The sequence below is a fragment of the Microbacterium maritypicum MF109 genome (assembly GCF_000455825.1).
Lineage (GTDB): Bacteria > Actinomycetota > Actinomycetes > Actinomycetales > Microbacteriaceae > Microbacterium > Microbacterium maritypicum_A.
Genome location: NZ_ATAO01000184.1, coordinates 73,555 through 83,682, shown reverse-complemented (window position 1 = coordinate 83,682; position 10,128 = coordinate 73,555). Strand labels below are relative to the sequence as shown.

The window sequence follows — 10,128 nt, the reverse complement described above, 5'->3', positions numbered from 1 at the left end:
CTTCGTCGTCCGAGCGACGATCAGCGTCCGCGGAAGCGGCGGGTCGCGTCCTGCACCTCCCCGACCAGCTCCTCGAGGATGTCCTCGAGGAACAGCACGGCGGTGGTGTTGCCCTGCGCGTCACGCACCTTCGCCAGATGCCGACCCGCGCGACGCATGACCGCGAGGGCGTCCTCGAGATCCGTGTCCTCCTGCACCGGCACCATGTGGTGGATGCGCTTGGCCGGAACCGGCTCGACCATCTTGGCCTCGGCGTCGGGGCCTTCGGACGCGCGGAGGATGTCCTTCAGGTGCACATAGCCGATCGGTACGGATGCATCGTCGACGATCACGTAGCGCGAGAACCCGTATCGTGCGACCGCCTTCTCGATGTCGTCGGGCGTCGTCGACTGGGGCAGCGTGACCAGATCGCTCAGCGGCACCGCGACGTCCCGCGCCTTCTTGTCGGTGAACTCGACCGCTGCGGCGACTGTTCCCGCCGTGTCCATGAGCACGCCTTCGCGACGCGACTGGCTGACGATGGTCGCGACCTCATCGAGCGTGAACGTCGATGCGGCCTCGTTCTTGGGCTCGACCCGGAACAGGCGCAGGACGCCGTTGGCTGCCGCGTTGAGCACCCAGATCACGGGCATGAACACCTTCGACACCCACACCAGCGGTGGGGCGAGGATCAGCACGGCACGGTCCGGCACCGAGAACGCCAGGTTCTTCGGCACCATCTCGCCGAACACCACGTGCAGGAAGGACACGATCACCAATGCGATCGTGAACGACACGGCGTCGACCGCACCGTCCGGCCACCCGAGCGCGTGCAACGGCACGGAGAGCAGATGGTGGATCGCCGGTTCGGACACATTGAGGATGAGAAGCGAGCAGATCGTGATGCCCAGCTGCGACGTCGCGAGCATCAGCGTCGCGTGTTCCATCGCGTAAAGCGCGGTCTTCGCGGCGCGTGAGCCCTGGTCGGCTCGAGGCTCGATCTGCGATCGCCTGGCCGAGATCACCGCGAACTCGGCACCGACGAAGAACGCATTCGCGACCAGGAGCACGACGAGCCAGGCGAGTCCTGCCCAATCGCTCATCGGGTCACCTCCTCATCGCCATCGAGCGGATTCGGCACGTAGCGCACCCGATCCACCCGTCTGCCATCCATGCGGACCACCTGCAGCACGCCGCTGTCGAGAGAGACCTCGTCGCCCACCGCGGGCACGCGCTCGAGCACGCTCATGACGTAGCCGCCGACGGTGTCGTACACATCGCCCTCGGGTACTTCCACACCGGCACGGCGACGCAGCTCGTCCGGGCGCAGCTCTCCGGGGAACGTGACGCCCTCCCGGTTGCGGATGACTCCCGCGCGGGTGCGATCGTGCTCATCGGCGACTTCTCCGACGAGTTCTTCGACGAGGTCTTCCAAGGTCACCAGCCCCGCGGTCCCGCCGTACTCGTCCACGACGATCGCGAGTTGATAACCGCGCGCACGGAGTTCCGCGATCAGGGCGTCGACGTGCACGGTCTCCGGAACGCGGAGCGGTTCCGTCGCGAGAGCGCCCACCGGCACCTCCGTGCGCCGCTCGCGCGGAACCGAGATGGCGGCTTTCAGGTGCACGACGCCCGTGATGTCGTCGAGGTCGTCGTCGTACACGGGGAAGCGGCTGTGGCCCGTGCGTCGCGCGAGCTGGATGACGTCGTCCACCGAGTCGCCTGCAGCGATCGCGTGCATGCTCGGTCTGGCCGTCATCACGTCGGCGGCCGTGAGGCGCGAGAACATGAGGGTGCGGTCGAGCAGCGAGGCGGTGTCGGCCTCCAGCAGGCCCGCGTTGGCGGACCGCCGCACGAGCGATGACAGCTCCTCCGCGCTGCGGGCGCCTGAGAGCTCTTCCTTCGGCTCGATCCCCATGCCGCGCAGTACGCCGTTCGCACTGCCGTTGAGCACCACGACGGCCGGTTTGAACACGGTCGTGAACGCGATCTGGAAAGGGATCACGAGCTTCGCCGTGGCCAGCGGCAGAGCGAGGGCGAAGTTCTTGGGCACGAGTTCGCCGAGGATCATCGAGAGCACCGTCGCCACCAGCATCGCCACGATGGTCGCGATCGGCGCGACGGCCGCTTCAGGGAGGTTCCAGGCGATGAGGGTCGGGCGCAGGAGGTTCGACAGCGCCGGCTCCATCGTGTAACCGGTCAGAAGCGTCGTGAGCGTGATGCCGAGCTGGGCCGCCGAGAGATGCGTCGATGTGTGCCTGAGGGCGCTGATCGTGAGCGAGAGCCGCGATTCACCGCGTGCCTGCCTGGCCTCGAGTTCGGCGCGATCGAGGTTCACCAATGCGAACTCGCTCGCCACGAAGAGGCCGGTGCCGACCGTGAGCAGGAGCCCCACGCCCAACATGATGTAGTCCATCAGAGGTTCCTCTCCTGTGAGAGAGGCGGACAGTGGGGCGATGTTCTACAACTGGGAGGGTCGTCCATTATGCCGACGATTGTACCGAAGACGACGGGGAGTGCGCTCGCGGTCACCAGCTGACCGGCAGCGCCTTGCCCTCTTCGTAGCCGGCCGCCGACTGCAGGCCCACCACTGCGCGCTCATGGAACTCCGGTACAGACGAGGAGCCGGCGTAGGTGAAGGATGAGCGGACACCGGAGGTGATCATGTCGAGAAGGTCCTCGATCCCGGGACGGAGCGGGTCGAGATAGATCTTCGATGAGGAGATGCCCTCGGCGAAGAGCTCCTTGCGAGCACGCTCGTAGGCGTCGAGGCGACCGAAGCGCGCCTGGACGGCCTTGGTCGACGCCATGCCCCAGGACTCCTTGAACAGACGCCCCTCTGCGTCGCGCTGCAACTCCCCCGGCGCCTCGATGGTGCCGGCGAACCAGGATCCCACCATGACGGAGGCCGCGCCGGCGGCGAGGGCCAGAGCGACATCGCGCGGATAGCGCACGCCACCGTCGGCCCAGACGTGCGCACCGAGCTCGCGTGCCGCCTGCGCGGTCTCGAGCACGGCGGAGAACTGCGGGCGGCCGACCGCGGTCATCATGCGGGTGGTGCACATGGCGCCGGGGCCGACGCCGACTTTGAGGATCGAGGCCCCCGCGTCGACCAGATCGGCTACGCCGTCGGCGGTGACGATGTTGCCTGCGACGACGGGGAGGCCGAGGTCGAGCTCCGCCACCGCGCGCAGAGCCCGCAGCATCCCCTCCTGGTGGCCGTGGGCGGTGTCGACGACCAGAACGTCGACGCCTGCCGCTGCGAGTGCCTTGGCCTTGGCCGCGACGTCGCCGTTGATCCCGATGGCCGCGGCGACCGCGAGGCGCCCATCGGAATCGACCGCAGGGCGGTAGAGCGTCGAGCGCAGCGCACTCCGGGCGCTCAGCGTTCCGACGAGGTGTCCGTGGTGCACGACGGTCACCATCTCGACGCCTGCGTCGGTGATCACATCGAACGCGTGCCGCTCCGAGCCGATGTCGTCCGCGTCGATCGCCGGCGTGCCGTGGTGCACGAGGTCGCCGAGCTGCGCATCAGGGAGCGCCGTGGCCAGGCGGGTCGCCGGGAGGATCCCGAGGATGTGCTCGACGTCGATCGGCGCCGTGCCGCGGGCGACGACGATCCCGTGACCGCTGGTCGCCGGGAGCAGACGGAGCGCATCGGCCGCCGATGCTTCGGGAGGCAGCACGATGGGCGTGTCCCAGAGCACGGGCTGCGACTTCACCTCGCGGATCGCCGCATCGAGATCCTGCAGCGGCAGGTCCTGGGGCAGCACGCCGAGCGCGCCACGCCGCGCGAGCACGGCTGCGATGCGCGGGCCGGTCACGGAGTTCATGTTCGCGGCGACGAGTGGCAGGGTCGCCGGGGTGCCGTCCTGCGGGGCGAGGTCGACCTGGAGACGGCTGGTGACCGCGGATCTGCGCGGTACCAGGAAGACGTCGGAGTAGGTCAGATCGACGGCCGGCTGCTCTCCAGAGAACTTCATGCTTCCACGGTACCCAGATCGCGACGCGGTGGGCGCTCAGCTTCGACGATTCCCATAGCGAAACACGTTAGGCTTGTTGGTCGAGAGTGTGCGGGCCCGAACGCATCCTGCGTCGACGTCCGCACCAGAGAGCTTCAGCGATGAAAGAGGGCGATCGAGAGTGTCGAACCAGGTGACCGGCGTCAACGGCGACGGGGGGTTCGGAGCCAATTCCTGGCTCGTTGAAGAGCTCTACGAGCAGTTCAAGGTGAACCGCGACTCCGTCGACAAGGAGTGGTGGCCCATCCTGGAGAAGTACCACTCCGAGACGGCTTCCGCAGCTCCCGCGGCAACACCCGATGCGCCGGCGGCGGCTCATCCCGTCACCGCACCGATCCCGGTGATCGGTTCGCAGCCGGTGGCGCGCACGACGGCCAAGCCCGCCGCTGCCGCGCCGATCCCCGCCCAGGCCCCGAAGCCGGCGAAATCCGAGTCGAAGGACGCTCCGGCGCCCGCCGAAGAGGACAAGGTCACGCCGCTGCGCGGTCTGCCCAAGACCCTCGCGGCGAACATGGACGAGTCGCTCACCGTCCCGACCGCCACCAGCGTGCGTACCGTGCCGGCCAAGCTGATGATCGACAACCGCATCGTCATCAACAACCACATGGCACGCACCCGCGGCGGCAAGGTGAGCTTCACCCACCTCATCGGTTGGGCGCTCATCCGGACACTCGACGAGTTCCGCAGCCAGAACGTGTTCTACGCGGAGGTCGACGGAAAGCCCTCCGTGGTCGCGCCGGCGCACGTCAACCTCGGCATCGCGATCGACCTGCCCAAGCCCGACGGCACACGCGCCCTCATGGTGCCCAGCATCAAGCGCGCCGACACCCTCACCTTCACCGAGTACCTCTCCGCCTACGAAGACCTGGTCACCCGCGCCCGCGGCAACAAGCTGACGGCCGGCGACTTCCAGGGCACCACGGTGTCGCTGACGAACCCGGGTGGCATCGGAACCGTGCACTCGGTGCCGCGTCTGATGAAGGGCCAGGGCTGCATCATCGGAGCCGGTGCCCTCGAGTACCCCGCCGAGTTCCAGGGCGCGAGCGAGAAGACGCTCAACGAGCTGGCGATCGGCAAGACGATCACGCTCACGAGCACCTACGACCACCGCGTCATCCAGGGCGCCGGCTCCGGCGAGTTCCTGAAGAAGGTGCACGAGCTGCTCATCGGCCAGCGCGGCTTCTACGACGACATCTTCGCGGCCCTGCGCATCCCCTACGCGCCGATCCGCTGGAACCCCGACATCGCCGTCGACCTCGCCGAGCGCGTCGACAAGCAGTCCCGTGTGCAGGAGCTCATCAACTCGTTCCGTGTGCGCGGACACCTGATGGCCGACATCGACCCGCTCGAGTACGTGCAGCGCTCGCACCCCGACCTCGAGATCGAGAGCCACGGCCTCACCTTCTGGGACCTGGACCGCGAGTTCGTCACCGGCGGGTTCGGCGGTCGGCGCATCGCGAAGCTCCGCGACATCCTCGGGGTGCTCCGCGACTCGTACTGCCGCACGCTCGGTATCGAGTACATGCACATCCAGGACCCGGAGCAGCGTCGCTGGTTCCAGGAGAAGGTGGAGGTCAAGTACCAGAAGCCCGGCCACGACGAGCAGCTGCGGGTTCTCCGCAAGCTCAACGAGGCCGAGGCCTTCGAGACCTTCCTGCAGACCAAGTTCGTCGGTCAGAAGCGCTTCTCGCTCGAGGGCGGCGAATCGCTCATCCCGCTGCTCGACGAGATCCTTCAGGGCGCCGCGACCGCCGGCCTCGAGGGCGCCGCGATCGGCATGGCGCACCGCGGCCGTCTGAACGTGCTCACCAACATCGCCGGCAAGACCTACGGCCAGGTGTTCCGTGAGTTCGAGGGCACGCAGACCCCGGGCAACCAGCGCGGTTCCGGCGACGTCAAGTACCACCTCGGCACCGAGGGCACCTTCGTCGCCGACGACGACTCCGAGCTTCCGGTCTACCTGGCCGCCAATCCCTCGCACCTCGAGACCGTCGATGGCGTGCTGGAAGGCATCGTCCGCGCCAAACAGGACCGCAAGCCGATCGGCACCTTCGCCTGGCTGCCGATCCTCGTGCACGGCGACGCGGCCTTCGCCGGTCAGGGTGTCGTGGTCGAGACGCTGCAGATGTCGCAGCTGCGCGGCTACCGCACCGGTGGCACGATCCACGTGGTCGTGAACAACCAGGTCGGATTCACCACGACGCCGAACGACGGCCGCACGTCGATCTACTCGACCGACGTCGCCAAGACGATCCAGGCGCCGGTGTTCCACGTGAACGGCGACGACCCCGAGGCCGTCATCCACGTCGCGCAGCTCGCGTTCGAGTACCGCGAGCGCTTCCACCGTGACGTCGTGATCGACCTCGTCTGCTACCGCCGACGTGGTCACAACGAGGGCGACGACCCCTCGATGACGCAGCCGTTGATGACCGACCTCATCCAGGCGAAGCGTTCCGTCCGCCGCCTGTACACCGAGTCGCTCGTCGGCCGTGGTGACATCACCGAGCAGGAGTACGACGAGGCCAAGGCCGATTTCCAGAACCGCCTGGAGATCGCGTTCGCCGAGACGCACGCCGCCGAGACCGGCGCTCTGCCGATCGCTCCGGAGCAGGCCCCCGTCGACGACCAGGTCGGTGCCCCCGAGATCACCGGTGTGCCGAGCGAGGTCATCCAGATGATCGGCGACGCCTTCGTGAACAAGCCCGAGGGCTTCACGGTGCACCCGAAGATCCAGCAGCTGCTGGACAAGCGCCTCGACATGAGCCGAAACGGCAACATCGATTGGGGCTTCGGCGAACTGCTCGCATTCGGTTCGCTGCTGGTGGAGGGAACGCCCGTCCGGCTCGCCGGCCAGGACGCTCGCCGCGGCACGTTCGTGCAGCGGCACGCGACCCTGCACGACCGTGCGAACGGCCAGGAATGGCTGCCGCTGTCGAACCTCTCCGACGCTCAAGGGCGCTTCTTCGTCTACGACTCGCTGCTCAGCGAGTACGCCGCCCTCGGCTTCGAGTACGGCTATTCGGTGGAGGCTCCCGAGGCGCTCGTGCTCTGGGAGGCCCAGTTCGGCGACTTCGTCAACGGTGCCCAGTCGGTCATCGACGAGTACATCTCGGCCGCCGAGCAGAAGTGGGGACAGCAGTCCAGCGTGACCCTGCTCCTCCCCCACGGCTACGAAGGCCAGGGGCCGGACCACTCGTCGGCACGCATCGAGCGCTTCCTGCAGATGTGCGCGCAGGACAACATGATCGTGTCGCGTCCGTCGACCCCCGCGTCGTACTTCCACCTGCTGCGCCGCCAGGCCTACGCCCGACCGCGCAAGCCGCTCATCGTCTTCACACCGAAGGCGATGCTGCGTCTGCGCGGCGCGACGAGCCCGGTCGAGGCGTTCACGCAGGGTCGTTTCGAGCCGGTCATCGATGACGACCGCGGGCTCGACCGCACCGCCGTCAAGCGGGTGCTCGTGCACTCGGGCAAGGTGCACTGGGATCTGCGTGCCGAGCTCGAGAAGAACCCGAACCCCGAGGTCGCCCTCGTCCGGCTCGAGCAGCTGTACCCGACGCCGATCGACGAGCTCAAGGCCATCACCGACTCCTACCCGAACGCCGAACTGGTGTGGGTGCAGGAAGAACCGGAGAACCAGGGCGCCTGGCCGTTCCTGGCGCTCGCCTTCGCCGACGTTCCCGGAGACCGCTCGTTCCGCCCGGTGTCGCGCCCGGCCTCGGCATCGCCGGCGACCGGATCCTCGAAGGTCCACGCGGCTGAGCAGGCCGCGCTGATCCGCGCGGCGGTCACCCTCGGCTGATCGTCAGACGAGAAGGGGCGCCGCGACTTCGGTCGTGGCGCCCCTTTCGTTTCCCCTCCGGAATCAGTACCAGATGTCGAGCGACGGTGCCGGGAAGGCGACGAGCGCCCGATCGAGCGCCTCGACCGCCTCGGATTCGGCGGAGATCCGTCCGGCACCGTGCAGTGTGGACGCACGGACACCCCCCGCGTAGAGCGCGGAGAGCGTCGAGACGTCGAGTGTGACGTCGACCGCGGAGCCTCCCGCGGCCGCGTCCATCGTCGCGACCCCGGCGTCATCGACGCGCAGACGCCAGTCGCCGCTCGCGAAGCCCAGGGAGTCCTCCACGCGAAGGACCGTGTCGATCGGTGCGGAATAGCGGCGCGCGGTCAGGGCGGTCGGCAGATCCAGGATGCGCAGCCACCCGTGATCGTGCACCTCCTGCTTCACCCCGCGGGTGTCGTGGACCAGCCACGGCAGCGGGTCGTCGATCGGGCGGAGGTCGGCGACCACCTCGTCGACGAGATCGTGCTGCAGCGCGAAACGCCACAGCGCGGTGCGCGCATCGTCGGTCTCGGCGACCAGCAGGCGCACGTCCATCCGGAAGCGGAAGGTTCCGCCGGCCTCCCCCACCGTGTACGCCATCACACCGCGCAGCGCACCCTCCTCGTCGAGGTAGCGCACCCCGCGCGCCTGGTCGCGATCCGGGGTGGGCGCGACGCCCGCGTACCCCTCCCATCGACCCTGCCAGCCGGGGATCTGGCCCGACGCCCGGCCCCGGGCGCGCTCGTGCACCGTGCCGAGATCGGCGGCGAGGGTCTCGCCGTCGATGTACTCGAGCCGGCCGGTCGGCGTCGGACCGCTCCAGCCTGCGCGTCGGGTGTCGACCGTGTGACGCGCGACCGGGATCGCCGATCCGAACCCGTACCGACCGTAGATCGTCGCCTCAGACACGGTGAGCCCCGCGATCGGCACCCCTGCGGATGCTGCCGCGCGCAGTTCGCCCTCGAGCAGTGCCCGGGCGATCCCGCGACGCCGGTGCGTCGCCGAGACCGTGACCACGCTGATGGCCCACATGGGGATCTCGCCGCCGGGGACGGTGAGCGGAGTCACCCAGCTGTTGATCGTCGCCACCGGCAGAGCGGTCGCCGGCGGTGTCTTCTCGAAGACGCCGATGTTCCGTCGCTCGGCGAACGTCTTCCGCACCTGAGCCCGCATCTCGGCGTTCGGGTCGGACCCGAGGAACCCTCGGTCGACAGCGCGGGCGAAGGCGGAAGCGCTCGCCTCGTCGCTCAGATCGACGACTCGGTACTCGAGCCCGGATCCGGCCAGTCTTTCCGTCGAGGTGTTGTCAGCGGGAACGTCGCGCGCATCGATGGAGGTCATCCATCCACACTAGCGACGGCCTCAGACGCGTGTGTCAGTGCTGTGTCGCCTGAACGGCCCGCAGACGCGCGAACACCTGGTCGCGCAGCTCCTCCGGAGCCGTCTCCTTGCAGGCACGGGCGATCACATCGGTGAGGGTGGTGGCGACGAGCGCCTCGTCCCGGCACGACGGGCAGTTCTCGAGATGCTCGCGGATCTCGGTGTGCTCGGTCTTGCACACCTCGTTGCGGAGGTACTCCTCCAGATCCTGACGGGCTTTGTCGCAGCCGCAGTCGCTCATTTCTTGCTCCTCGTCTCAGCCGCGGCGATGCCCCGCTCAGCGGCGTAATCTGCCAACAGCTCCCGCAGCATCCGCCTGCCACGGTGCAGACGGCTCATGACGGTGCCGATGGGGGTCTTCATGATGTCGGCGATCTCCTGGTACGCGAAGCCCTCGACGTCGGCGAGATACACCGCCAGCCGGAAATCCTCCGGAACGGCCTGCAGCGCGTCCTTGACGACCGACGCGGGCATCCGGTCGATGGCTTCGGCTTCGGCCGACCGGCTGTGCGACGCCGTGGTCGACTCTGCTCCGCCCAGCTGCCAGTCCTCGAGCTCGTCGATCGTTCCCTGGAACGGCTCCCGCTGGCGCTTGCGGTAGATGTTGATGTAGGTGTTCGTGAGAATCCGGTACAACCACGCCTTGAGGTTCGTGCCCTGCGAGAACGTCGCCCAGGACCCGTAGGCCTTGACGAAGGTCTCCTGCACGAGGTCGGCGGCGTCGGCCGGGTTGCGCGTCATGCGCATCGCCGCGGCGTAGAGCTGATCCATGAAAGGGATCGCCTGCTCCTCGAACTCGCGCCGAGGGTCGCTGACGGTGTCTGCGGTTGCGGTGTCATCCATCATCGGCCAGTCTAGGCCGCTGAGGTCGAACACCTCGCGCTCCAACGTCGCCGGCATACTCTCTCCTTCGCGTCGGGA

The 10,128-nt window shown here is 68.2% G+C and carries 7 protein-coding genes; 1 reads left to right on the top strand and 6 read right to left on the bottom strand.

Annotated features, from left to right (window positions below; genetic code table 11):
* Window positions 1-20: 20 nt before the first annotated feature.
* The 3 genes from L687_RS31890 to L687_RS31880 all read right to left on the bottom strand — a co-directional run bounded on the left by L687_RS31890 (window position 21) and on the right by L687_RS31880 (window position 3,962).
* A complete protein-coding gene (locus tag L687_RS31890; RefSeq protein ID WP_021199869.1) occupies window positions 21-1,082 on the bottom strand; it encodes a hemolysin family protein in 1,062 nt (353 codons plus the stop codon).
* Window positions 1,079-2,395, bottom strand: coding sequence for a hemolysin family protein (locus L687_RS31885; protein ID WP_021199868.1), 1,317 nt, complete (start codon window positions 2,393-2,395; stop codon window positions 1,079-1,081). Before L687_RS31885 ends, L687_RS31890 begins: the two co-directional genes overlap by 4 nt.
* A gap of 112 nt (window positions 2,396-2,507) precedes the next feature.
* Entirely contained in the window at window positions 2,508-3,962 is a 1,455-nt protein-coding gene (locus L687_RS31880; protein WP_021199867.1) for a GuaB1 family IMP dehydrogenase-related protein, read from the bottom strand.
* A gap of 160 nt (window positions 3,963-4,122) precedes the next feature.
* Here L687_RS31880 and L687_RS31875 point away from each other — a divergent pair, with 160 nt between their 5' ends.
* Window positions 4,123-7,803 carry a multifunctional oxoglutarate decarboxylase/oxoglutarate dehydrogenase thiamine pyrophosphate-binding subunit/dihydrolipoyllysine-residue succinyltransferase subunit gene (locus L687_RS31875; RefSeq protein ID WP_021199866.1) on the top strand — a complete coding sequence of 1,227 codons (3,681 nt, stop codon included), beginning with the start codon at window positions 4,123-4,125 and terminating at the stop codon, window positions 7,801-7,803.
* A gap of 63 nt (window positions 7,804-7,866) precedes the next feature.
* Here L687_RS31875 and L687_RS31870 read toward each other — a convergent pair whose 3' ends face one another.
* Genes L687_RS31870 through L687_RS31860 form a run of 3 tightly spaced genes read right to left on the bottom strand, consistent with a single transcriptional unit; the run spans window position 7,867 to window position 10,107 of the window.
* Window positions 7,867-9,168 (bottom strand): GNAT family N-acetyltransferase, encoded by a 1,302-nt coding sequence (locus tag L687_RS31870; protein ID WP_021199865.1) that lies wholly within the window; start codon window positions 9,166-9,168, stop codon window positions 7,867-7,869.
* A gap of 34 nt (window positions 9,169-9,202) precedes the next feature.
* Window positions 9,203-9,448 (bottom strand): zf-HC2 domain-containing protein, encoded by a 246-nt coding sequence (locus tag L687_RS31865; protein WP_021199864.1) that lies wholly within the window; start codon window positions 9,446-9,448, stop codon window positions 9,203-9,205.
* Entirely contained in the window at window positions 9,445-10,107 is a 663-nt protein-coding gene (locus L687_RS31860) for a sigma-70 family RNA polymerase sigma factor (protein WP_021199863.1), read from the bottom strand. Before L687_RS31860 ends, L687_RS31865 begins: the two co-directional genes overlap by 4 nt.
* Window positions 10,108-10,128: the final 21 nt, after the last annotated feature.

What these genes read in the sequence shown, in the direction of transcription:
- L687_RS31890 (WP_021199869.1), bottom strand. Translation starts at nt 1,082, where the DNA reads ATGAGCGATTGGGCAGGACTCGCCTGGCTCGTCGTGCTCCTGGTCGCG.
- L687_RS31885 (WP_021199868.1), bottom strand. Translation starts at nt 2,395, where the DNA reads ATGGACTACATCATGTTGGGCGTGGGGCTCCTGCTCACGGTCGGCACC.
- L687_RS31880 (WP_021199867.1), bottom strand. Translation starts at nt 3,962, where the DNA reads ATGAAGTTCTCTGGAGAGCAGCCGGCCGTCGATCTGACCTACTCCGAC.
- L687_RS31870 (WP_021199865.1), bottom strand. Translation starts at nt 9,168, where the DNA reads ATGACCTCCATCGATGCGCGCGACGTTCCCGCTGACAACACCTCGACG.
- L687_RS31865 (WP_021199864.1), bottom strand. Translation starts at nt 9,448, where the DNA reads ATGAGCGACTGCGGCTGCGACAAAGCCCGTCAGGATCTGGAGGAGTAC.
- L687_RS31860 (WP_021199863.1), bottom strand. Translation starts at nt 10,107, where the DNA reads ATGCCGGCGACGTTGGAGCGCGAGGTGTTCGACCTCAGCGGCCTAGAC.